Annotated in this window: 21 protein-coding genes; 12 read left to right on the top strand and 9 right to left on the bottom strand. The window is 56.5% G+C overall.

The features are described from left to right. Positions 1 to 4 precede the first annotated feature (4 nt). Genes FXO11_RS11085 through murB form a run of 4 tightly spaced genes read left to right on the top strand, consistent with a single transcriptional unit; the run spans position 5 to position 2,561 of the window. Positions 5 to 193: a Trm112 family protein gene (locus tag FXO11_RS11085; RefSeq protein ID WP_148863030.1), complete on the top strand. Its 189-nt coding sequence runs from the start codon at positions 5 to 7 to the stop codon at positions 191 to 193. Between the two features lie 40 nt (positions 194 to 233). Next, positions 234 to 1,031 carry a 3-deoxy-manno-octulosonate cytidylyltransferase gene (gene kdsB, locus FXO11_RS11080; RefSeq protein ID WP_148863029.1) on the top strand — a complete coding sequence of 266 codons (798 nt, stop codon included), beginning with the start codon at positions 234 to 236 and terminating at the stop codon, positions 1,029 to 1,031. Continuing rightward, a complete protein-coding gene (locus FXO11_RS11075) occupies positions 1,024 to 1,506 on the top strand; it encodes a low molecular weight protein-tyrosine-phosphatase (RefSeq protein WP_148863028.1) in 483 nt (160 codons plus the stop codon). Before kdsB ends, FXO11_RS11075 begins: the two co-directional genes overlap by 8 nt. Further along, positions 1,503 to 2,561: a UDP-N-acetylmuramate dehydrogenase gene (gene murB, locus FXO11_RS11070; protein ID WP_148863027.1), complete on the top strand. Its 1,059-nt coding sequence runs from the start codon at positions 1,503 to 1,505 to the stop codon at positions 2,559 to 2,561. Before FXO11_RS11075 ends, murB begins: the two co-directional genes overlap by 4 nt. A gap of 100 nt (positions 2,562 to 2,661) precedes the next feature. Here murB and FXO11_RS11065 read toward each other — a convergent pair whose 3' ends face one another. Together FXO11_RS11065 and FXO11_RS11060 are read right to left on the bottom strand one after the other, a co-directional pair. Next, the gene (locus tag FXO11_RS11065; RefSeq protein ID WP_148863026.1) at positions 2,662 to 3,357 is read right to left on the bottom strand and encodes a TSCPD domain-containing protein; all 696 of its coding nucleotides are present in this window, start codon (positions 3,355 to 3,357) and stop codon (positions 2,662 to 2,664) included. Between the two features lie 29 nt (positions 3,358 to 3,386). Continuing rightward, a complete protein-coding gene (locus FXO11_RS11060; RefSeq protein ID WP_148863025.1) occupies positions 3,387 to 5,528 on the bottom strand; it encodes an adenosylcobalamin-dependent ribonucleoside-diphosphate reductase in 2,142 nt (713 codons plus the stop codon). Positions 5,529 to 6,112: 584 nt separating this feature from the next. On the opposite strand from FXO11_RS11060, the gene FXO11_RS11055 reads away from it, so the two are divergent. Beyond that, complete coding sequence (locus FXO11_RS11055; protein ID WP_148863024.1) at positions 6,113 to 6,928, top strand: DUF6160 family protein; 816 nt, start codon at positions 6,113 to 6,115, stop codon at positions 6,926 to 6,928. 102 nt (positions 6,929 to 7,030) lie between these two features. Here FXO11_RS11055 and FXO11_RS11050 read toward each other — a convergent pair whose 3' ends face one another. The 4 genes from FXO11_RS11050 to FXO11_RS11035 all read right to left on the bottom strand — a co-directional run bounded on the left by FXO11_RS11050 (position 7,031) and on the right by FXO11_RS11035 (position 10,270). After that, positions 7,031 to 7,825, bottom strand: coding sequence for an ABC transporter ATP-binding protein (locus tag FXO11_RS11050; RefSeq protein ID WP_148863023.1), 795 nt, complete (start codon positions 7,823 to 7,825; stop codon positions 7,031 to 7,033). Then, entirely contained in the window at positions 7,822 to 8,724 is a 903-nt protein-coding gene (locus tag FXO11_RS11045) for an ABC transporter permease (RefSeq protein ID WP_148863022.1), read from the bottom strand. The genes FXO11_RS11050 and FXO11_RS11045 overlap by 4 nt, the downstream gene beginning before the upstream one ends. 21 nt (positions 8,725 to 8,745) lie before the next feature. Further along, complete coding sequence (locus tag FXO11_RS11040) at positions 8,746 to 9,711, bottom strand: ABC transporter substrate-binding protein (protein WP_148863021.1); 966 nt, start codon at positions 9,709 to 9,711, stop codon at positions 8,746 to 8,748. Positions 9,712 to 9,934: 223 nt separating this feature from the next. Continuing rightward, complete coding sequence (locus FXO11_RS11035; RefSeq protein ID WP_168203159.1) at positions 9,935 to 10,270, bottom strand: hypothetical protein; 336 nt, start codon at positions 10,268 to 10,270, stop codon at positions 9,935 to 9,937. Between the two features lie 371 nt (positions 10,271 to 10,641). Between FXO11_RS11035 and FXO11_RS11030 the strand changes: the two genes are divergently transcribed. Then, positions 10,642 to 12,309, top strand: a complete 1,668-nt coding sequence (locus FXO11_RS11030; RefSeq protein WP_148863019.1) for an AMP-binding protein — start codon at positions 10,642 to 10,644, stop codon at positions 12,307 to 12,309. A gap of 174 nt (positions 12,310 to 12,483) precedes the next feature. Beyond that, positions 12,484 to 12,981: a YiiD C-terminal domain-containing protein gene (locus tag FXO11_RS11025; RefSeq protein ID WP_148863018.1), complete on the top strand. Its 498-nt coding sequence runs from the start codon at positions 12,484 to 12,486 to the stop codon at positions 12,979 to 12,981. Here the strand turns inward: FXO11_RS11025 and FXO11_RS11020 are convergent. Next, on the bottom strand, positions 12,975 to 14,675 hold the full coding sequence (locus FXO11_RS11020) for an ABC transporter permease (RefSeq protein ID WP_148863017.1): 1,701 nt from the start codon (positions 14,673 to 14,675) through the stop codon (positions 12,975 to 12,977). The two genes, FXO11_RS11025 and FXO11_RS11020, sit on opposite strands and share 7 nt — an antisense overlap. A gap of 77 nt (positions 14,676 to 14,752) precedes the next feature. Continuing rightward, positions 14,753 to 15,772, bottom strand: a complete 1,020-nt coding sequence (locus tag FXO11_RS11015) for a Fe(3+) ABC transporter substrate-binding protein (protein WP_148863016.1) — start codon at positions 15,770 to 15,772, stop codon at positions 14,753 to 14,755. Between the two features lie 267 nt (positions 15,773 to 16,039). On the opposite strand from FXO11_RS11015, the gene FXO11_RS11010 reads away from it, so the two are divergent. From FXO11_RS11010 to FXO11_RS11000, 3 genes are all read left to right on the top strand, one after another. Beyond that, a complete protein-coding gene (locus FXO11_RS11010; RefSeq protein WP_148863015.1) occupies positions 16,040 to 16,306 on the top strand; it encodes a PilZ domain-containing protein in 267 nt (88 codons plus the stop codon). Between the two features lie 208 nt (positions 16,307 to 16,514). Then, on the top strand, positions 16,515 to 16,967 hold the full coding sequence (locus tag FXO11_RS11005; protein ID WP_227545858.1) for a hypothetical protein: 453 nt from the start codon (positions 16,515 to 16,517) through the stop codon (positions 16,965 to 16,967). A gap of 203 nt (positions 16,968 to 17,170) precedes the next feature. After that, positions 17,171 to 18,472 carry an HD-GYP domain-containing protein gene (locus tag FXO11_RS11000; protein ID WP_148863013.1) on the top strand — a complete coding sequence of 434 codons (1,302 nt, stop codon included), beginning with the start codon at positions 17,171 to 17,173 and terminating at the stop codon, positions 18,470 to 18,472. A 100-nt stretch (positions 18,473 to 18,572) separates the two neighbouring features. Here FXO11_RS11000 and FXO11_RS10995 read toward each other — a convergent pair whose 3' ends face one another. Beyond that, positions 18,573 to 19,700 carry an organic solvent ABC transporter permease gene (locus FXO11_RS10995; protein ID WP_148863012.1) on the bottom strand — a complete coding sequence of 376 codons (1,128 nt, stop codon included), beginning with the start codon at positions 19,698 to 19,700 and terminating at the stop codon, positions 18,573 to 18,575. Positions 19,701 to 20,023: 323 nt separating this feature from the next. Between FXO11_RS10995 and FXO11_RS10990 the strand changes: the two genes are divergently transcribed. Both FXO11_RS10990 and FXO11_RS10985 read left to right on the top strand, forming a co-directional pair. After that, positions 20,024 to 20,959, top strand: a complete 936-nt coding sequence (locus FXO11_RS10990; protein ID WP_148863011.1) for an ABC transporter ATP-binding protein — start codon at positions 20,024 to 20,026, stop codon at positions 20,957 to 20,959. Continuing rightward, a complete protein-coding gene (locus FXO11_RS10985) occupies positions 20,956 to 21,729 on the top strand; it encodes an ABC transporter permease (protein WP_148863010.1) in 774 nt (257 codons plus the stop codon). Before FXO11_RS10990 ends, FXO11_RS10985 begins: the two co-directional genes overlap by 4 nt. Positions 21,730 to 21,760: the final 31 nt, after the last annotated feature.

The following is a 21,760-nucleotide window of genomic DNA, read 5'->3' as shown; positions in this document are numbered from 1 at the left end:
CATAATGGACAAGAAATTGCTCGCCATGTTGGCGTGTCCGGTTTGTAAGGGTGAACTTGCTATTAACGATGCCCGCGACGAATTGGTCTGCCGCCCAGACGGAATGGCCTTCCCCATCAGGGAGGGCATTCCGGTCATGCTGGCCAACGAGGCCCGAACTTTAACCACGGATGAGCGTCTGGAAAAGCGCTGAGCGCGTTGACGCCCGGATAAACGACAAGTTAGGAACGCCCATGTCATTTACCGTAGTCATTCCCGCCCGCTATGCCTCCACCCGTTTACCCGGCAAACCGCTGCTGGAAATCGGTGGAAAGACCATGATTCAGCACGTCTACGAGCGCGCCTGCGAAAGCGAGGCGAGCCGCGTTATCGTCGCCACAGACGACGATCGCATTGCCGAGGCCGCCCGTGAATTCGGCGCCGAAGTGATGATGACCGCAGAGGACCATGCGTCTGGCACCGATAGACTTGAAGAGGTGGCGCGGGCGCTGAACTTTGCCCCGGACGACCGCATCGTCAACGTGCAAGGTGACGAGCCTCTGATTCCTCCTGCCTTGATCAACCAGGTGGCCAGAAATCTTGAGCAGTATCCGCAGGCCAAAATTGCGACGCTATGCGAGGAGGTTCAGGCACCGGAGCTGATCTTCAACCCGAACGTGGTTAAGGTGGTTCGCGCCAAGGACAACTTTGCGCTGTATTTCAGCCGCGCGCCCATTCCGTGGGCACGTAACGATTGGTCGGAAACCACAGCAATCCCGGAGCGCCTGCTGCCAGCGGGAATGGGCTATCTGCGCCACATTGGTATCTACGCCTATCGCGTCGGACTGCTGCATGACTTTGTCGGCTGGCAAGCGTCCCCACTGGAGAAGACAGAGTCCCTCGAGCAGCTGCGTGCACTGGAGAATGGGGCGCGTATTCACGTCGACATCGCCGTGCAACGGCCGCTAAACGGGATCGATACGCCGGAAGATCTGGAGCATGTCAGGCGGATATTTGCCGACGGACTCGAGGAGGTTGAGGTCGATGCATGATCCGGTAAACGTGCTGTTCGTTTGTATGGGCAACATCTGCCGCTCGCCGACCGCCCAAGCCGTATTTCAGCAACGCCTTGACGAAGCGGGCCTGACTGGCCGGGTCACGGTCGACTCCTGCGGCACGGGTGAGTGGCATGTGGGGAAGCAACCTGATCCGCGGGCGATGGAAGCCGGGCTTCGCCGAGGTTACGACTTGTCGTCGTTGCGGGCGCGTCAGATCGAACCCCGGGATATGGATCGATTCGACTATGTCCTCACCATGGATAGCGACAATCAACGCCGGGTGGCCGCTCTGACTTCCGACAACGCGAAGGCCCGCCCCGAACTGTTCCTGAGTTACGCGACCCGTCATCAAGAGGAGGAAGTGCCCGATCCCTACTACGGTGATGGTGATGGGTTCGAGCGGGTCCTGGATCTGATAGAAGATGCGTGTGATGGCTTGATCCGGGATATCCGGGAGAACCGACTTTGAATTCTGAGGTGGTTCAGCCCGAGGCGAATGTGTGCCTACAGGCATGCAATACGTTGCGCTTACCGGCGCGAGCGGCCTGGTTATACCGCGCCGCCACTATCGAGCAGCTGTGCGATGCGATTGACTGGGCTGATAGCCGCTCCCTGCCGCTATTGATCCTGGGTGGGGGCAGCAATGTCATCCTTGCCGGTGATTTCCCGGGCCTGGTTGTAAAGATCGGCATTAATGGCCGTTGTTGGAGCGATGTCTCTGCGGATGCCGCGACGCTGGAGTTAGGCGCCGGAGAAAACTGGCACGAAACGGTGATGTACGCGGTTCGGTCCGGCTATCGTGGAATTGAGAATCTGGCGCTGATCCCCGGAACGGTGGGCGCTGCGCCAATTCAGAATATCGGGGCCTACGGCGTCGAGCTTTCGCAGAGTCTCATCGATGTTCAGGTATGGGACCGTGAGGCTCGAGACATTCGCACGCTGGCGGCCAATGAGTGTGAATTTGGTTATCGTGACAGCCTTTTCAAGCGCAATCCCACTCGCTACGTTGTGTTGAAGGTCAGGCTGCGCCTTGCCAAGAAAGCGCCACTCAACCTGATGTACCGTGATTTGCAGGCGTACTTCGGCGACGACGTTGAGCCCGATTCGCTGACTGCCGAAGATGTAGCGCGTGCGGTCATTCAGGTTCGCTGCCGCAAATTACCGGACCCTGATATGCTGCCCAACGTCGGTAGCTTCTTCAAGAATCCCGTGGTTTCCCTTGAGCATTATCAGGCCCTTAAAATCGAGCTTCCGGAACTAGTCGCCTATGAAGGTCCGGACAACGCCAAGCTTGCCGCAGGCTGGCTGATCGATTTTTGTGGGTGGAAAGGGCATCGGGAATCCCATGTGGGCGTCCATAATCGTCAGGCATTGGTGTTGGTGCATCATGGCAACGGCGAGGGTAGGGAATTGCTATCCCTTGCGGCGCGTATCAGGGATGACGTGCAGTCTCGTTTTGGTGTGGTGCTTGAGGTGGAGCCCCGCATTTTTCCGGTGGACATGCGCGAAGCCTTCGGATTCTAAAGCGCCTATTTTTTCTTGCCCCAGTTTTACTCGCCCCAGGGGCGAAAAAATCCACCGGGACCGCAGTCCGGGTGGATTTTCAGCTTGGCCTGTCAGCGTATTAGCCGCACTTGCTATCACCGCAAGACAGGCAAGTGGCGCAACCATCCATAATGATAACCGCCTTGGTGCTGCACTTGCTGCATAACGTGGCGTTTGCCGGATAGTCGCTAGCGCCCGTCTCGTTATTGGCTGGCTGGCGCGATTCGAACTCTGCCCGTTTTTCGGCCAGTACGCGCTTGGTGACGTCGCCCAGCTCTTCACTCTCGATCAGGCCGATGGCTTTCATGTGTTTCTCGATCACCGCACCGATTTCGGCGACCAGCGACGGCATGAATACGCCGCCTTTCTTGAAGTAGCCGCCATTGGGGTCGTAAACCGAGCGCAGCTCCTCCACCAGGAAAGTGACATCGCCACCCTTACGGAAAACCGCCGAGATAACGCGTGTCAGCGCGATAACCCATTGGAAGTGCTCCATCGACTTGGAGTTGATGAAGACCTCGTACGGTTGACGGCTTTCGTGATCCGTATCTTCGTTGAGCAGGATGTCGTTGATCGTGATGTACATCGCGTGCTCGGCCACTGGCGGCTTGATTTTATAGGTCGTACCCAAAAGAAAATCCGGCCGCTCGATGTACTCATTCATCTTGACCGGCTGGGGCGCCAGGTTATCCGCAGATTCAGCCGGCTGGTTCTTTGAATCGTCGGCTTTGGTAACCCGATAGCCGACGATCTTCTTATCGATCTTAACAGTCATCGTTCTATGTCCTGTGCTGTAGTGACGGATCAGTACTTGCCGTAAGTGCCTTCTTTGAGGGCATCGAAGAGATTGGCGGCCGTATGAATTTCACCGTCGTATTCTACTTCCTCATGGCCCTTGAGGCTGACTTTGGACCCATCATCCAGAGTAAATTCGTACTCCGTGCTCTCCAGATCCTTCTGCTTCACCAGGACGCCCTGGAAAGCTTCTGGATTGAAGCGGAAAGTGGTGCAGCCCTTGAGACCTTTCTCATAGGCGTACATGTAGATGTCCTTGAAATCCGGATAAGGGAAATCAGTGGGCACGTTCGCGGTCTTGGAAATGGAAGAGTCGACCCATTTCTGCGCGGCGCCCTGGATATCTACGTGCTGTGTCGGGGTGACGTCGTCCGACGTTGTGAAGTAACTTGGCAGCTTCGCTTCCGGTTCCTCGGAGAAAGGCATCGCTTTGGTGTTGATCAGATGGCGGTAGGCCAGCAGTTCGTAGGAGAACACGTCCACCTTCTCCTTCGTCTTGCGGCCTTCGCGGATGATGTTGCGCGCATAGTGATGCGAGAAACTAGGCTCGATACCGTTGCTGGCGTTGTTGGCCAGGGACAGGCTGATCGTACCTGTTGGCGCAATGGACGTATGGTGGGTGAAGCGACCGCCTTTCTCGGCCAGCTTGGCAACCAGCTCCGGTTCGACCTCCGCAATACGCTGCATGTAGGCGCTGTACTTGGCGTGCAGGATGCGGCCAGGTACCTTGTCGCCTTCCTTGATGCCGTCTTGTGCCAGTTGGGGGCACTTTGCCAGCATCTTCCCGGTGACTTCGAACTCGTCGTTCATGATCGGCGCCGGGCCTTTTTCGTCCGCAAGGGCCAGGGATTGGCGCCAGCCTTCCACGGCCATTTCGCGTACCACGTCTTCGGCAAAGGCGACGGATTCTTCCGAACCGTAAGGCATACGCAGCATGGCGAGCGTAGAGCCGAGGCCTAAGATACCCATGCCGTGGCGGCGCTTGTAAGTAATTTCGTGACGCTGCTCTCCCAGCGGCAGACCGTTGATCTCCACCACGTTGTCTAGCATGCGGGTAAAGATGCCCACCACTTTGCGGTATTTTTCGTAGTTGAAGCTGGCCTGGTCGGTAAACGGATAGTCCACAAACATGGTTAGGTTCACCGATCCCAGCAGGCAGCTACCATACGGGGGCAGGGGCTGTTCGCCGCAAGGGTTGGTGGCGCGGATATCCTCGCAGAACCAGTTGTTGTTCATCTGATTGACCTTGTCGATCAGGATGAAGCCGGGTTCCGCGTAGTCGTAGGTGGAGGTCATGATGCTGTCCCAGATGAACTGGGCTTTGACCGTCTTGTAGATGCGGCAAGCCACTTCGCCGCTATCGTTGCACACGTAGCCCTCTTGCACCGGGAAGTCGCGATAGACGTACTGGCTCTTATCGTTCAAATCGAGACTTTCCGCGTCGGCCTCTTTCTGCGTAACGGGGAAGGACAGGTGCCAGTCTTCGCCGTTCTTCACCGCTTCGATGAAATCCTCGGTGATCAGTAACGACAGGTTGAATTGGCGTAGCCGGCCGTCTTCGCGCTTGGCCTGAATAAAATCGATAACATCCGGGTGGTGGACGTCGAACGTCGCCATTTGCGCACCGCGGCGACCGCCGGCCGACGATACGGTAAAGCACATGCGGTCGAAGATATCCATGAAAGACAGCGGGCCGGAGGTGGTTGCGCCGGCGCCTGCAACATAGGCGCCCTTAGGGCGCAGCGTGGAGAACTCGTAGCCAATACCGCAGCCCGCCTTGAGGGTGAGGCCGGCTTCGTGGTTTTTCTCCAGAATATCGTTCATGGAGTCGTTGATGCTGCCGGAAACCGTGCAGTTAATCGTCGAGGTCGCCGGTTTGTGAGCTTCCGCGCCAGCATTGGAAATAATACGTCCGGCAGGAATGGCACCATGTTTCAGGGCCCAGACGAATTCCTTGAAATGCTTCTCGCGTTTGCTCTTATTGGTTTCAACGCCGGCCAGGGAGCGTGCGACACGCGCGTAGGTTTCCTCGATAGTGGCATCGACCGGTTCGCCACTTTTGGTCTTGAGCTGGTACTTACTGTTCCAGATGTCCAGCGAGGCATCCTGCATGGGAATAGTCGATATGAGTTCCTGTACTTTCGCGTTCATTGCCGCCCTCAATGCTCCGGTGATTTCTCGTTTCAGGCCTCGTCGAGCCTGACCCCAAACCAGAAACCTGTTGCCCCTGGTCAAAAATAAAACACTATATCTGGTGTTCGTGACTTCGTAGGCCTATTTTCCGGGCCGTTGGCTACCGGAAGACGCTGGCTGCACCACGAAGCAGGAACGACGCCGAGAACGCCGTTGCTATGTTGCCTGGGTTTTTGTGCTTAAACCCAATATGTCCGGTCATTTTTCGGTGAGTATAACAGGATATTGTGGTCTGTGAAGATGGAGAAAACTATTGGCGGGAGTGGGGTGGTTGATAAAAATCAATACCGAATACCTTGCACTCTACCCTTGAATTGGTTCCGTCTCCGCGGAAGCGCACACTACATGTTGTGGTTGGCGTGATCCTTGATTGGCCAGGCTAGAACCTTACTTCACCAGACCAACAGTGGAATTGTGACGGTCTGCACGTCTATAGCAATGACGTGTCGCTAAAGTGAGTCTATGGAGCGAAACCAGGCGGCGCGATGACGCTCGGGCGGTATCACTTCATATCCAATAAGAGCAATAAGGGACTAACAGCAATGAAAGGCCTGAAATTCAAACCGCTGGTGTTATGCCTGGCCGTGACGCCTGTTGCTGCCGTTGCGGAAATACAAATGCTGGACGACAGCGAGATGGGTGCAGTCACCGGACAGGCTGGTGTGTCCATTGAGCTTGAGACGAAAGTGAATATCGATGAGTTCCGTTATATCGACGAGGGAATGCTGGCGATTAGCGATATCGAAATCGGCGGGACCAATCGTACCGATCTTTTCCCGGAGTTTAGGACCAATCTTACGAGTCATCCGGCGAGCGACTTGATCGACAACATCCGTATCGATATCGATGTGCTTGCCGACGGTGATGCCGTTATCAACGTTCAGCCGGTTCCCATTCTGGGTGCAGTGGATCTTCGCGTGAGTACCGGTGAGTGGCAACTGCGAGGTACGACGGATTCGACGACGATACTCGATAATTTCCATATGGATGCGCTTCTGGGCTCCGCCACCATTCGAGTCGACACGCAAACGGATTATCTCAACTTCAGAACGGATATTGCGATCGATGACCTGGAGTTCGATGCCCCGTTCATTGCTGTGGGGATTAGAGACTTGCGCTTGACCGGCGACGAGTACGATATCGATGAAAAACGGGTTCTGGATCTTTTCGCCACCGTCGAGCTCGATATGTACCGGGGTCATCGAGCCGATGGTCGCGATGCGCTGGCCATCGATCTTCAGGAATTCAGGTCTGATATCACCATTGGCGGTGTGCTGGTGGGGGAAACGTCCATTGGCTCCGTGGCACTGGATGACCTGGTGATCACCGATACGGCCATGCGTGTCTACGGCCATTGAGGTCGCTGAAATAAAAAGCCATGGCGCTCTCGCCATGGCTTTTTTGCGCCAATCGATGGTGCTGAGCGATGGTGTTAATGGATCGTGCCAATTGATCGTGCGCTAACCCAGGAGCAAGCTATCGTCAGACACTTCCAGGCCGCGCTGCTTCTCGAACAATTGTAGAAGGTCCGCGACCTGGAGGCCCTCGCGCTCCCCACCGCCAATATCGAACACAACCTGCCCCTGATGGAGCATGACCGTACGGCTACCAACTTCCAATGCCTGCTTCATGCTATGGGTCACCATCAGCGCGGTTTTCTTTTGTTCCTCGATAATCCGGCGCGTGAGGTCTAGGACGAACGCTGCGGTACGCGGGTCCAGCGCGGCGGTATGCTCGTCGAGCAACAAGATGCTAGATGGGTTGAGGCTGGCCATCAATAGGCTGACAGCCTGCCGCTGGCCACCGGAGAGAAGTCCCATCTTATCGCTGAGGCGATCTTCAAGACCAAGATTGAGTCCTGCCAGCCCTTCGCGGAACCGCTCGCGATAGCGGGTTTTCACGGCTGTACCTAAGCCGCGTCCCATGCCGCGACGAATCGCCAGCGACATGTTCTCCTCGATGGTGAGATCCTCGCAGGTGCCCGCCAGCGGATCCTGGAATACCCGGGCCACTTGGCCGGCACGCTTATGGGTCGGCAACCGGGTGACCTCCTTGCCATCCACCGCAATGCGTCCGCTATCGACGATGACCTCTCCGGACAGCGCATTCAGTAAGGTGGATTTGCCCGCGCCGTTGCTACCGATGACGGTCACGAATTCGCCCTGATTGACGGTCAGGCTGAGCCCCCGCAGCGCCGGGTTTTCCAGCGGCGTGCCTTTGCCGAACGTTAGCTTGAGGTCGGTTGCACTAATCATGTGCGGCTCCGGGACAGGAAGTTCTTGATCGAGTGCCGTGCGTTAGGCAACACAATGGCCAGGGTGACGAGCACCGCCGTGACCAGGTTGAGATCCTGGGTCTTGAGGCCGATGAAGTCGGCATTCAGCGCCAGGGCGATTGCAATACGGTAGAGAATGGCGCCGAGAATGCAGGCAACCAAAGCGCGCAGTACACTGCGGGGCGCCAGCACCGCCTCACCGCCAATCAGCGAGGCCAAGCCCACGACGATGACACCCACACCCATGGTGACATCCGCCGCACCCTGACTCTGCGCGAACAATGCCCCAGCCAGAGCCACCAATCCGTTTGACAGAGCAATACCAAGGATGATCATCCACCCGGTGGCAATGCCCTGGGCCCTGGCCATTCTCGGGTTCGCTCCGGTGGCTCGCATGGCCAGGCCGGTTTCCGACTGCATAAAGCGCCACAACAGGAATAGCATCACTATCGCAAAGATGAAGAACAGCAGTACCGGTACCTGGTGGAACTCGAGTCCGATGTCATACCAGGGCGTCAACACTGTCTCCTCGGTCAGAAGAGCGATATTGGGGCGGCCCATGATGCGCAGGTTGACTGAATAGAGCGCAATCATGGTCAGAATAGAGGCAAGGAGATTGAGGATGTTGAGACGTACGTTGAGGATGGCGGTCACGGCGCCCGCCGCCATTCCCGCGATAATGGCCGCACCCGTGGCTAGCCAGGGATTGTAGCCGCCAATGATCAACACAGCCGCAACGGCAGCGCCTAGCGGAAAACTACCGTCTACTGTCAGATCGGGAAAGTGGAGTACCCGGAAAGACAGGTAAATCCCAAAGGCGACCAGGCCATAGATAAGCCCGGTCTCAAAGGCCCCGTAGAGGGCGATTTCACTCAACATAAACGTCTCTTTCAGTCAGTGTCAGTTCTCAATGACTTCTTCGGCGTCTTCGATGACATCCGGCGCCAGCTCAATACCCATGCGCTCTGCGGCGGCTGGATTAACAAAGAGGGATAATGCTTCGACACCACTTACCGGAATATCGCCGGGGTTTTCGCCGGACAAAATGCGGCTGACCACCTTGCCCGTTTGCCGACCGACATCGTAGTAGTCAAAGCCCAGTGCGGCGACGGCGCCACGGGAAACGGTCGCGGTATCGGCAGCGAAGACCGGGATGTCAGCGCGCTCGCCCACCGAGATCACGGCTTCGGCCGCGGAAATGACCGTGTTGTCGGTGGTGAGATATATAGCGTCGACTTTTCCGGTGAGGGAGCGAGCTGCGCCTAGAACCTCGGAGGTTTTGGTGGCTGCCGCCTTGATCAGGGTAAGGTCACGTGCTTTCAGGCGTTCCTCGAGCTGCTCGATCAATGCGACGGCGTTGGCCTCGCCCGGATTGTAAACCGTGCCGATGCGCTTGGCGTCCGGCGTCACCCGCAGGAGCATATCGAGGTGTTTGTCCAGCGGTAGCATATCGGTGATACCGGTAATGTTCTTGCCGGGTTTTTCCATGTTGGAAACCAGGCGCGCGCCAACCGGGTCGGTTACCGCAGAGAAGACCACCGGGATATTGCGTGTTGCCGCAGCGACGGTTTGGGCGGAGGGGGTTGCGATGGCGACGATGACGTCCGGCTGCTCGCCCACGAACTTACGTGCAATCTGAGACGCAGTCGCCGTGTTGGCTTGAGCGCTCTCGTGCATGTAGGTGACGTCGGAGCCTTCGGCGTAACCCTCTTCCTTCAACTGATCTTTGATGCCCTGATAAACGGCATCGAGGGCAGGGTGTTCGACAATTTGCGTGACGGCGACAACTTTAGGGTCGGCCTGCACAGCGCTGGCGAGCACAAGAAGAAGGGCCGAAAACGCAATTTTCAGGGTGTAACTGGTCATACGCTTGTACTCCCGGTTTGTTAGGAATGTCTTTTTTACAGGCCCATCGGCCAACCAGCACGAAAGAGCGTGATTCTTGAGTCGAGCCGGTGCTCTTGGCACGGTCGACCGCGTCGTCGAAAAGTCGCGGATTCTATCATAGAACGCAGAATCGGCTCTCTAGTGAGAAACCGCAGCTATACACGTCGGACAACGGGATGCTGAGGGAGCCCCGAATAACTCCTTAGGAAGGCGACCGGACGTGCCGGTAGCGCAGTTGCGTTCTGAGATTCTGGAACGCTTTGGAGACGGTATAGAGAAAGGCGGTTAAAAACAGCGTAGCCAGCGCGATCAGCCACAGGTCCGAGGTGAAGTCGGCATCGGTATTGAGTTGGAACGCCTTGAGAACCGCGTTGAGATGCCCCAGCAGCAAATAGAGCGTAAAGCCCAGTCCGGCGAGGCAAGAGCCGATTTGGGTCAGGCTGATCATCAGCGGGGGGATAGTCGCTTTCTGCCCGCAATAGCTACACTGGTAGCGATCCGCCGGGTCCGGTTCGTCCAGGCGCGAGACGGGGTCCATTAGGCCCTTACCACAGCTGATGCAGACATACATGGTCGGTTTGCGGTGAAAGCTCATCGTCGCGATCTATTGTTATTGTATGTGGCCCATTATCGTGCCCTAAAACCGGTCGGCTTTACATCTCCTTCGGTACATTTGTCCCGTTGCGCTAGTTTGTGGCCAACCCGATTAGCGTCTACTGTCATTTAGTTGAAGTCCTGTCACATTTTGATGGCTTGAGGTGTGATGAAATTATTTGAATCAGACGGAGAGGCTTCGGGCGCAAATAATTTAGAGATTAGCGTAACGCGACGATAGCCGGACCGAGCCAGCGACGACCCGTCGTTGTGGCAGCCAAAAAACAAAACTCAAAAAACAGGCAAGGACAGTCCATGGACACCAAAAACAAACTTCCACTCGAGATGATCTACCATTGGGAAACCGCCAAGGCGGAAGACATCTACATGACACAGCCGATGGGCGGCGGCGCAGTCATGGATTACACGTGGCGCCGGGCTGTCGGCGAGGCGCGCCGCATGGCCTCCTACCTCAAATCGTTGAATCTGCCGGATAAGAGCCGCATCGGCATTGTTTCCAAAAACTGTGCCCATTGGATCATGTCCGATTGGGCGATCTGGATGGCCGGGCACATTTCCGTGCCGCTGTATCCCACTCTGAACGCGGATACCGTCCGCTATGTATTGGATCACAGCCGTTGTGAAGCGTTGTTTGTCGGCAAGCTGGATGACTGGGAGACCATGAAGTCCGGTGTACCGGAATCGGTGCATTGTATTTCCTATCCGTTGAGCCCTGGGAACGATTTCAAAACCTGGGACGATATCGTTGCCAAGTATCCGCCACTTCAGGAAAACGTTGCCCGCGAGCCCGACGAACTGGCGACTATCGTCTATACCTCGGGCAGCACCGGCCGGCCCAAGGGTGTCATGTTGAGCTTTGCCAATCTGGGATACGCATCGGTGGGCGGAACCGAAGCGCTGGAAGTTTCCGCTCACGAACGCATGCTCTCCTATCTCCCTTTGTCCCATGTGTTCGAACGTTTCGTTGTGGAGCTGGGGTCCATGTATCGCGGGTTTCAGCTTTACTTCGCCGAGTCGCTCGACACCTTTGTCGACGATCTGAAACGGGCTCAGCCCACACTTTTCCTGGCGGTGCCGCGGATCTGGACCAAGTTCCAGCACGGGGTGTTCGAGAAGATGCCGCAGCAAAAGCTCGAGAAGCTGTTGCGCATTCCGTTGTTGAATAGAGTGATCAAGAAAAAAATCCTGACTAACCTGGGATTACAGCATGTGAAATTTGCGGGTAGCGGCTCCGCGCCGTTGTCGCACGATATTCTGGAATGGTACCGCGGCCTTGGCCTGGAATTGCTGGAAGGCTATGGCATGTCGGAGAATTTTGCCTATTCGCACATGACCAAGCCCGGTCGGGCCCGCACCGGCTATGTCGGCGAAGCGCTGCCCGGCGTGGATGTGAAGATCAGCGAACAGGGCGAAGTGCTGGTCAAAAGCCCGGCCACCATGATGGGCTACTATCTGGACGACGAAAAAACCCGGGAAACCTTCGATGAGGATGGTTACCTGCGTACCGGCGACAAGGGTGAGATCGACGATATGGGGCGCCTGAAGCTGACCGGTCGCATCAAGGAAATCTTCAAGACCAGCAAGGGCAAGTATGTTGCTCCCGCCCCGATCGAGAATCGTCTGATGAGTCACCCGGATATCGAGATGGTGTGTGTATCGGGTGCCAATTACCCACAACCCCATTGCTTGGTGATGCTCTCCGAAGACGCCCAGCGCAAGACCGCCGATGATGCCTTCCGCAGCGAGTTGGAAGCGAGCTTCAAACTACTGCTGACCGACGTTAACCAGGCAATCGATCCCCATGAACAGTTGAAGTTCATTGCAGTGGTCAAGGATGAATGGTCCATCGAAAACGACTTCCTGACACCGACGATGAAGCTCAAGCGCAACGTGGTTGAGGATGCTTACCAGGCTAATACGGACCGATGGTACGAGACGAAACAGCCGGTAATCTGGCAGTAGCCGCGAAGGCTGGGTGTTGTGATGCCGCATAGCGCCGTATGAAGAGGGCCTCGAACGAGGCCTTTTTTTCGTCTGGAGAACGCTTTATCGACAGGGGAATTCCGGGAACCGCCTTTGGTCGAATTGGGTGTCTATCCGGCGCGGTTTACACTGGCCATAAAGGAGGGTGTTTCGATGGCGCAACTTGCCCAGTTGAAAAAACGTATCAACGAAGAAATCCCGCTAACGCGCGCTTTGGGTGTAACCTTTTCGGATTATACCGGCACAAGCATTATTGCCCGCGCGCCTTTGGCCCCCAACTATAACCATCACGGCACAGGGTTTGGAGGCAGTCTTTATGCCGTTGCGGTGACCGCCGCCTGGTCTTTACTGGAACTATGGCTTGAAGAACGCAATCTGATGGGACGGGTTGTCATCCAATCGGGCACCATGGACTACGGGTTGCCGGTCAGCAATGATTTCCATGCCCGCTGCACCCTGCCGCCGGAAAATGACATGCTGCGTTTCGCGCGCAGTGTTGAACGACGGGGTAAGGGACGGGTTTGTCTGGAGTCCACCGTTTTTGTGGACGAACGCGGATCGGCGTTTCCAGCGGCCACCTTTAGCGGCCGGTTTGTCGTCCTCAAGTCCGAACAAGCGATGGCCGGGCCGGGGGTTGGCAAAACTCAATGAAATTCCCGTGATTGTGCAATCGAGCGGCTCATGACCATCACCGGCACGATGCCGGCCAACACGATAATCAACGCCGGCAACCCGCTTTGCCGCAACATCTCATCCGAGGCGAACTGGTAGACATAGGTCGCCAGGGTGTCGAAATTGAAAGGCCGCAAGATCAGCGTAGCCGGCAATTCCTTCATGCAATCCACAAAGACCACCAACGCTGCGGTGAGCAGTGTCCCGCGCAACATGGGTAAGTGGACGCGCATCAGCGTTTTGCCCGCCGGTACGCCCAAGGAACGGGACGCCATATCCATGCTGGGCGTGATCTTTTGCAAAGCGCTTTCCAGGCTGCCGGCGGACACCGCAAGAAATCGCACGGTGTAGGCAAACACGATGGCGAAGGCGGTGCCGCTGAGTAGCAGTCCTGAATTCCAGTTGAACCACGCTTCCATCCGCAGGTCGAGCCAGTTGTCGAATGCGGCCAGCGGAATGATCACACCTACAGCGAGCACCGCGCCGGGCATGGCGTAGCCGAGACTGGATAGCCGCATCAGGATGCGCATGCCGCGGGTGTCGTGCAGGCGGCGGCTGTAGGCGAGCAAGAGGCCAATGGCCAGGGTCGTCAAGGCCGCAGCGCCGGACAGTAATATGCTATTCAGCGCATTGCGCAAAAAAGTATCCGTCCAGCTTTCTGCAAAGTATTCCCACGCGTAGTAACCCAGCACCAGTGCAGGCACGACGAAACCCAATAGCAACGGAATTGTGCATACCAGGACGCAGAGGGCCTGACGTCTGGCGGACAAGCGGAAGCGATGCAGTGGGTCGCGAAGGTCCCGGGCGGCGTATTGTTCCTGGCGGCGCCGGGAAAACCGCTCTAACGTCACGAGGATCAGAACGAAGCTGAGCATCACCGTGGCGATTTGCGCCGCGCCGCCGAGATTCCCCAGATTCAGCCAGGTATCGAACAGCCCCGCGGTAAGCGTGTTGACCGCAAAAAAGTCGACGGTGCCGAAGTCGTTGAGCGTTTCCATGAGAACCAGGGACAGGCCGACGGCAATGGCTGGACGCGCAATCGGCAAAACAACACGAAAAAACGTGCCGAATGCGGACTGGCCCAAGCTGCGGCTAACGGCAAACAGAGAGGGGGACTGTTCCAGGAAAGCGGCACGGGCCAGAAGGTAAATGTAGGGGTAGAGCACCAAGCCGATCATCAGGGTCGCACCGGGCAGGCTGCGGATAGAAGGGAACCAGTAGTCATTGGCGTTCTGCCAGCCGAATATATCACGCAGAAGAATCTGCACCGGCCCGGCGTAATCCAAAAGATCGGTATACACATAGGCAATGACATAGGCAGGGACGGCGAATGGCAGCAGCAGCGCCCACTCGAAGAAGCGCCGACCGGGGAACTGGCACATGGTCACCAGCCAAGCCGTGGCAACGCCGATCACCAGCGTCAGAGTCGCTACCCCAAGCATGAGCTTGAAGGTATTGGAGAGATAGATAGGCAGCGTGGTGTCGATCAGGTGCGGCCAGATGTTCTCGTCCGGAAAAAAAGCCAGATAAAGAACCGATAAAACGGGCAGGGCCACGAGAAACGTGGTGAGGGCGGCTGAAAAGACCCACCGCTTGGCAGTTCCCGAGCGCATTTGTCCCTGCTGTGCCTGGAGTTGTGCCCGGGTGGGGAGCCTGTCAGCCGCCTGATTCATGCCTATCCTGTTGCGGGAGTCCGAAAGGCGCGCAGTTTAGCAGACCCCCTTCCAGATTCCCGCTTTAACAACGTCGATCAGTTGTCGTAGTTAACCCGGTCGACCATCTTGACCGCCGCTTCGCGATTTTCTGCGATTTTTTGCAGTGAAAGGTCGTCCGCGTTCAACTCGCCCCAGCTCGATACCAGCTCCGAAGCCTCGACATCCGGATTGACTGGATATTCGAAGTTAACCTTGGCGTAGATAGACTGCGCCTCTGGCGTCGTGAGGTATTCCATGAACTTGATCGCCTGGTCGCGGTTAGGCGCGCTTTGAGTCAGGGCCATACCGCTAATATTCACGTGAGTGCCACGGCCATCAGCGTTGGGGAAGACCAGATTGACCGCTTCGGCGGCGGGACGCTGGTTCTCGTCTTCCAGCATGTTGCCGTAGTAGTAGCTGTTGCCGATGGCGATATCGCAGACACCTTCGGCAACCGCCTTGATTTGGTCCCGGTCGCCGCCCTGGGGTTTACGCGCGAGATTGTCCTTGACGCCTTCAAGCCACTTTTCCGTTTCCGCTTCGCCATGATGAGCGATCATCGAGGAGATCAGAGCAACGTTGTAGGGGTGCTTGCCGCTGCGCGTACAGATACGGTCGTTCCACTTATCGTCGGCCAGCTGTTCGTAGGTGGAGATTTCGCCGGCCTCAACCCGCTCCTTGGAGGCGAAAATCAGACGCGCGCGCGTTGTCAGGCCATACCATTTGCCCTCGGGATGACGGAAATGTTCCGGGATAGCGTTCATCAACGCATCGGTCTCCACGGATGCGGTCAAGTCGCGCTCGACCAGCTCGTTGAGCCGGGAGATATCCACGGTCATTACAACGTCGGCAGGGCTATTGCGACCTTCGCGCTCAAGCCGCTCGGCCAGTCCTGACTTGGCAAACACGACGTTGGTCTCAATGCCGGTCTTTTGGGTGAACGCTTCGAGGAGGGGTTCTAGCAGGTACGGCTGGCGGTAGGAATAAATATTCACTTCACCGTCTGCACTCGCGAAGGTCGGGGCTGAAACAAGAAGAACTGCCGTTAGGGCCGTGGCCGAAGTGCGCTTGAACATGGATAGTAAACTCCTGCAATGTCAGGGAAAGTTAGGGTTTTATCATTTCACGGGAGCAATGATCGCATGAAACTCCCTAAATTCTGACCGATGATAAGAAACGAACGTATTCTCATTTTAATGATTGCAAATATCAACTACCGGTTTGCAAATAATTGCAGGCAAATTCAATGTATTTAGTGCTATGCTCTCCAGCAAACAAAGGATCAGGTGTGCGGCCCCGGCCCGCGCATCCATATGTTTTCAAAGCTGTAACTGAGCTCAACGATGTCCAGTAACCGACGTGCCCATATCCGCACCGCTTTAAATGCGCAGGTGAGTGTTACCCACCCCTCCCTCGGGCGGAGGGTATACAATACCCGCGATATCTCCGATGGCGGTATTTTCATCGTTTCTGAGGGCAGTGAACTGCCTGAGTTAGGGGATCGGGTGGAAGTTCAGGTCCAGGGGCTGCCTGTGCCCGCGCCTGTGCTTGAAATGGAAGTCGTGCGTATGTCCGTCGATGGTTTCGGGCTTCAGTTTATCGATGAATAGATGTGTGGCTGGTTTGGCGTAAAAGCCCGCCCCAAGGTGGCGCGCTCAAGCCCTGCGTGATTGGCATGGATCAATGATGAAAACGAATTTCCGGCCTTTCCTCCTACTTTTCCTAGTCATGGCCGCTGCTAGTGGGTGTGCATCCTACAGTACGCATTACGGTGCATTTACCGCCGCTAATTCGGCTGGTGAGGAGCGCCAGTTTCGGGTGATCTGGAGAACGGTTGATTATCCCGATTGGTGGGTGGCCTCGGACGAGGCGACACCTGTACGCCTGGAAACCCAGTGCAGCACACGGACCTGGTCCCTGCAGGATGAAGGTCAGCAGCCACCTCACGCTGGAGACTGCGGTAAAGGTATTGTTGCCTGCGGAAGCCCCGAGCTCGATCTTGTTGCGGCAACGGGTCAAGCAGCTGATGCCCAGGTTCAGTGTATGCGCATCAGCAACGCGGAGCGGGTCCTGCAACTGGAGCGAGAGTTGCAGCTTGTGGTTTCATGTAAACCCAAGATTAGCGAGACCATGGTCGACGGAGAAACCGTCAACCAAGATTACTTGCGTGCCTCGGTCGTTCCTTACACGATTCGTGTGCGCCAGGCCCCACGCAATAGCCTATCCGCACGTCCGCCTGAATTCGATGCTAGCGTTTGCAACGCCAATTAGCCTCGCTGCCGCCACGTTATAATGTGACCCCTGTCACGATCACACCGTTAACGCGATCTCAATGCTACGTTTTGTTGCTTGCGGATAAACTCTGTAACGAACTGTTATGCCTCGGTTACAGGTAGGTACAAAACTGTAATTGTGTCTTGGGTTGAGCGCGTCAGAATGAAAACATCGATTGATGTCATGGGATTGAGTACACCGTGGGTGTCCGCCAAAATAAGGTTGCTGTTCAGGATTTGGTGGTCGGCGCATTTGTGTCCGACCTGGATCGCCCGTGGCATGAGACGCCATTTCCGATTCAGGGCTTCTACATCCGCAATCAGGATGAAATACGCTCACTAACCTCCTACTGTAAGTGGGTTATGGTCGATGTGGCCGAAACCCGCGACACGTCCGAATATGAAGCCTCAAAGGCTCCTATATTTACGCGTCGCAGCGCCAAACGGGTCGATGAGGACATCGTTCAGTTGCCCCCTATTCAGGTGCGCAACCGCAAGGCCTATCCGCTGTCAGCCAGCTTGAAGAAAGAGGTGCGCCATAGCCAGCGCGTGTTGTTGGATGTGGATAAGGCACTCAAGCAGGTTGAACGTCAGCTTCGTGCCGGCGACTCGCCGGATTTCGGCCCGCTGAGCCGGGTAGCGAAAGGGATGGCCGGCAGCGTAATCCGCAACCCGGATGCCATGCTCTGGGTGGCCCGCCTGCGCCAGCACGATGACTACAGTTACCGTCACTCGCTCAACGCTGCAGTCTGGTCGCTTGTGTGCGGCCGGCATATGGGCTTGGACTCTGTTGCCCTGACTAATCTGGCCCTGGGAACGCTGCTGTGCCATGTGGGTAAGCTGGATCTATCCGTTGAGCTTGTCCGCAACGAAACGATGCTGGGCGCCGAGGCGTACGCCGAATTCCGGACTTATGTGGCAAGAGGTGTCCATCGGCTGCAACAGGCGGACATGCCGCGCGCGGTGATTAATGTCGTGCAGTATCACCGGGAACGCCACAACGGCTCTGGGTTTCCGACTCGGGTTAGAGGGGACCGGATTCCGTTGCTGGCAAAGATTGCGGGTCTGGTGGATTACTACGAGACCTTGGTAGAGCCCCGTCAGGAACAAACGCCCATGACGCCGGCGCAAGCCGTGGCGCATCTCTATGAGCTACGCAATATAGAGTTCCAGGAGGATTTGGTGGAGCACTTCATCCAGTCAATCGGCGTCTATCCTACCGGTACGTTGGTGCAACTGAGTAACGGTCAGCGAGGGGCGGTTGTCTCCAATTCCCGGGGGCGGCGCCTTTGGCCTCACGTCATGGTCATGACCGACACTGAGCAGAAACCACTAAGAGCGGCCCAGGTGGTCAATCTGGCGGAATTCAACGAGGGGCGTGAATCGTCCGAGGTCCTATCGGTCAGCAACTGCTTGCCGTTCGGAGCGGAAGGCCTGGACCCACGGCATTTCGAGGTCACTGGCGCCAGCTCCCGCTGGAGCTGGCGCCATCTGATCGGCTGATTCTGCTCTAGCTCTTCATTACAAGGGAGGGACGCGACGCTACGTCCTAGCTACACCCTAGATGGACAACCCCGGGGTTCGCTCGGTCTGAGTGAGCGCGTTATTCGATAATGACTCGTAACGGTTTGCGCAACCATCGGTAATCCCCTGCCGGGCGGAAGTTGACGATAAGGTCGCTTTCATCCCCCGGCGCACCATCGATAAAATACTCCACCGAGTGGGTCTGTGCGCTGGCGCTATGGATGACAACCGCCGACGGGTCGGTACTCTTGGCTTCGATTTGCAGCACATCCGGTTTTCCGCCGATCTTTTTGATAAAGACCTCGCGAATATCAGTATCGGTTGCCGGAATATTGGCGGTAACGGTGCTCAGGTAGTAATCGTTGGCTCTGTCGGTGGTGATCCGGTCGAGTTCCCGCAACAGGTATTCCTCAACGTCCTCCAGGTCGATGTCGTTGACGTCTCGGATGGCGTCGAGGATACGATCGCGTTTGTTTTCGAGATCTTGCGTGTAGTCGATGTCCGGATCACGCTCCTCGCCGTCGCCCAGTTCCGGTGCTGCATCGATTTCCGCTTGGGTGGGCGGTTGCTGGCACAACTCGTCATCCTCCGGATAGAAGCAGATCTCGCGTAGGAGCCGATTCACCGCCGAGTACTCCGGAGCGTCCTCGCTGTTTTCAGGGATATCTGCCAAGGCGAAAGTCCCGACCGGCTGAGAAAAATCGATCTCCGCGTCCAGGGTGTTCAATTGTTCGTTAAGTTGGCTGATTACGCGGTCGGTGACGGTCACGCCGTCGCCGTCGGACGTAGACTGGTTGTCATCGAGTGTGAGTAAGAGGCGGGTAAGGTTGATCAGCGCCGGAAGCCCGATGACTTGGCGTTCGACCGGCTTATGGCTGAGCAGGCCCTGCTCGTCGGCAATGGCGCTTTGCAGGGCCGCGCGGCTTTCAGGCAGAAACTGTAAGGGCGTAATGACCTTATCGGTGGGCACGCCAGAGGCGATTTCCAGGTTGCCGATCGAAAAGCTGATGGTTTCGCCCGGATAGTACCTGAACCGCCCGGCGGAATCGGTTTCGCCGGTTTGGCTTTGGGTTCGATAGTCGAGGCCCTCTACGCCGGTGAGCGTGAGCTGGCCTGTGAGGGTGTCATCCCCATCATCGCCGTCACCGCCAAAACAGCCTTGCAGCAGGGCAAGGGACGAGATCAACACAAGGGGCTTGAGTCGCATAGTCTGCCGTTCTTTCCATGGTTCGCCGTCCGTTGAGCTGCGGCGGTCTGTCGTTGTTTTGCCTCGATTATAGGGAGTGAAATGGGGCTGTTGTTGGACGTCCGTCGCACTTTGCCAAAGTCATGTGCACCTGAGGCCAGGCCTATCCCTCTCGCATCCTATCCGTTGCGCGGGCGAGCCCAGCACGCGTCGCAAAGGGTTGAATTCGCAAGAATCGCCACTATAGAAGGAGCACTTGCGGATCTCCTCGCTTAGTGTGCTAACGGCACATTGGCCAGAATTCTGGTTCTTCAAATGCTTTTCCCGACTACAGGCAAGCACCGATGACGGATGCACTCAGGATCGCGAACCTGAGCAAGGTTTACGATTCAGGTTTCGAAGCGCTCAAGGGTATCGATCTCACGGTAAAGGAAGGGGACTTCTTCGCCCTGCTGGGTCCCAATGGCGCTGGAAAGTCCACCACGTTGGGCATCGTCTGTTCTTTGGTGAACAAGACCGGTGGCCAGGTTTCCGTGTTTGGGCACGATATCGATACCGATCTGTCCGCCGCCAAGATGAATCTGGGGGTGGTGCCCCAGGAGATGAACTTCAACCAGTTCGAGAAGGTCTTCGATATTGTCGTCACGCAGGCCGGTTACTATGGCATTCCCATTCGGCAGGCCCGGGATTCGGCAGAGCGTTATCTGCGCAAGCTAGGGCTGTGGGACAAGCGTGATTCACCCGCCCGCATGCTGTCCGGCGGCATGAAACGGCGACTGATGATCGCCCGCGCTCTGGTCCACGAACCGCGCCTGCTGATTCTCGACGAGCCCACCGCCGGCGTCGATATCGAATTGCGGCGTTCCATGTGGGCCTTTCTGGAGGAAATGAACCGCCAAGGCACCACGATTATCCTCACCACCCATTACTTGGAAGAAGCGGAAGCCCTCTGCCGTAACATTGCCATCATCGATCTTGGGAAAATTGTCCAGAGTACGAGCAAGCGCGATTTGCTCAAGCAACTTAGTCTGGAGACCTTCCTGCTAGACACGGCCGAGCCGCTCGATGAGGTTCCCCTGTTGCCGGATTTCGAAACCCGCCTCAACGGTGACGGCCAACTCGAAGTGGATGTACGCCGGGGGCAAGATCTGAACGGAGTGTTCAGTCAACTTGATATCAAAGGCGTGCGGGTGGTGAGTATGCGCACCAAGGCCAACCGTCTGGAGGAGCTGTTTATTCGCATGGTCCAACCCAATGGCGATGGGGAGGCCCAGTCATGAGCCCTCAGGCCAAACTAACGGCATTCATGACCATCGTCACCCGGGAGGTGCGCCGCTTCACTCGGATTTGGCCACAGACGCTGCTGCCGCCAGCCGTTACGATGACGCTGTATTTCATTATCTTCGGCAATCTGATTGGTTCGCGCATCGGGCAAATGGAAGGCTACGACTACATGTCATTCATTGTGCCCGGGCTGATCATGATGTCGGTCATCACCAGCTCCTACGCCAACGTGGTGTCATCTTTCTTCAGCATGAAGTTTCAGCGCAGCATTGAGGAACTGCTGGTTTCACCGGTACCGAATTACTTGATCCTGGCGGGTTACGTGGCCGGCGGCATGGTTCGGGGGCTTGGCGTGGGGTTGATTGTAACGCTGCTCTCGCTTGGATTTACCGACCTGTCTTTACATCACCCGCTGGTGACGGTGCTGACGGTGGCACTGACCTCGATGCTGTTTTCGTTGGGCGGGTTTATCAACGCGATGCTGGCCACGAAATTCGACGACATTTCCATCGTGCCGACATTCATACTGACGCCGTTGACCTATCTGGGCGGCGTGTTCTACTCAATCAAGTTGCTCCCGGATATTTGGCAGGGCGTGTCGATGATCAACCCGATTCTCTATATGGTGAACGCCTTCCGGTACGGCATTCTGGGTTTCTCCGATGTGCATGTTGGTATATCGCTGACCATGATTTTGGTCTTCATTGTGTTATTGATCATTGTTTCGTTGAGGATGCTGGCGCGCGGTAAGGGCATCCGTCACTGACAGGACAAGACGATCCGCTACGGACAGGATA

It is taken from the genome of Marinobacter fonticola, assembly GCF_008122265.1.
GTDB classification, from domain to species: Bacteria; Pseudomonadota; Gammaproteobacteria; order Pseudomonadales; family Oleiphilaceae; genus Marinobacter_A; species Marinobacter_A fonticola.
The sequence above is the reverse complement of the archived record's forward strand: the minus strand, read 5'-3'. Positions and strand labels throughout refer to the sequence as shown.

Coding starts and splice junctions, on each gene's coding strand:
- FXO11_RS11085 (WP_148863030.1), top strand. CDS start 5: ATGGACAAGAAATTGCTCGCCATGTTGGCGTGTCCGGTTTGTAAGGGT.
- kdsB (WP_148863029.1), top strand. CDS start 234: ATGTCATTTACCGTAGTCATTCCCGCCCGCTATGCCTCCACCCGTTTA.
- FXO11_RS11075 (WP_148863028.1), top strand. CDS start 1,024: ATGCATGATCCGGTAAACGTGCTGTTCGTTTGTATGGGCAACATCTGC.
- FXO11_RS11065 (WP_148863026.1), bottom strand. CDS start 3,357: ATGACTGTTAAGATCGATAAGAAGATCGTCGGCTATCGGGTTACCAAA.
- FXO11_RS11060 (WP_148863025.1), bottom strand. CDS start 5,528: ATGAACGCGAAAGTACAGGAACTCATATCGACTATTCCCATGCAGGAT.
- FXO11_RS11055 (WP_148863024.1), top strand. CDS start 6,113: ATGAAAGGCCTGAAATTCAAACCGCTGGTGTTATGCCTGGCCGTGACG.
- FXO11_RS11050 (WP_148863023.1), bottom strand. CDS start 7,825: ATGATTAGTGCAACCGACCTCAAGCTAACGTTCGGCAAAGGCACGCCG.
- FXO11_RS11045 (WP_148863022.1), bottom strand. CDS start 8,724: ATGTTGAGTGAAATCGCCCTCTACGGGGCCTTTGAGACCGGGCTTATC.
- FXO11_RS11040 (WP_148863021.1), bottom strand. CDS start 9,711: ATGACCAGTTACACCCTGAAAATTGCGTTTTCGGCCCTTCTTCTTGTG.
- FXO11_RS11035 (WP_168203159.1), bottom strand. CDS start 10,270: ATGGACCCCGTCTCGCGCCTGGACGAACCGGACCCGGCGGATCGCTAC.
- FXO11_RS11030 (WP_148863019.1), top strand. CDS start 10,642: ATGGACACCAAAAACAAACTTCCACTCGAGATGATCTACCATTGGGAA.
- FXO11_RS11025 (WP_148863018.1), top strand. CDS start 12,484: ATGGCGCAACTTGCCCAGTTGAAAAAACGTATCAACGAAGAAATCCCG.
- FXO11_RS11020 (WP_148863017.1), bottom strand. CDS start 14,675: ATGAATCAGGCGGCTGACAGGCTCCCCACCCGGGCACAACTCCAGGCA.
- FXO11_RS11015 (WP_148863016.1), bottom strand. CDS start 15,772: ATGTTCAAGCGCACTTCGGCCACGGCCCTAACGGCAGTTCTTCTTGTT.
- FXO11_RS11010 (WP_148863015.1), top strand. CDS start 16,040: ATGTCCAGTAACCGACGTGCCCATATCCGCACCGCTTTAAATGCGCAG.
- FXO11_RS10995 (WP_148863012.1), bottom strand. CDS start 19,700: ATGCGACTCAAGCCCCTTGTGTTGATCTCGTCCCTTGCCCTGCTGCAA.
- FXO11_RS10990 (WP_148863011.1), top strand. CDS start 20,024: ATGACGGATGCACTCAGGATCGCGAACCTGAGCAAGGTTTACGATTCA.
- FXO11_RS10985 (WP_148863010.1), top strand. CDS start 20,956: ATGAGCCCTCAGGCCAAACTAACGGCATTCATGACCATCGTCACCCGG.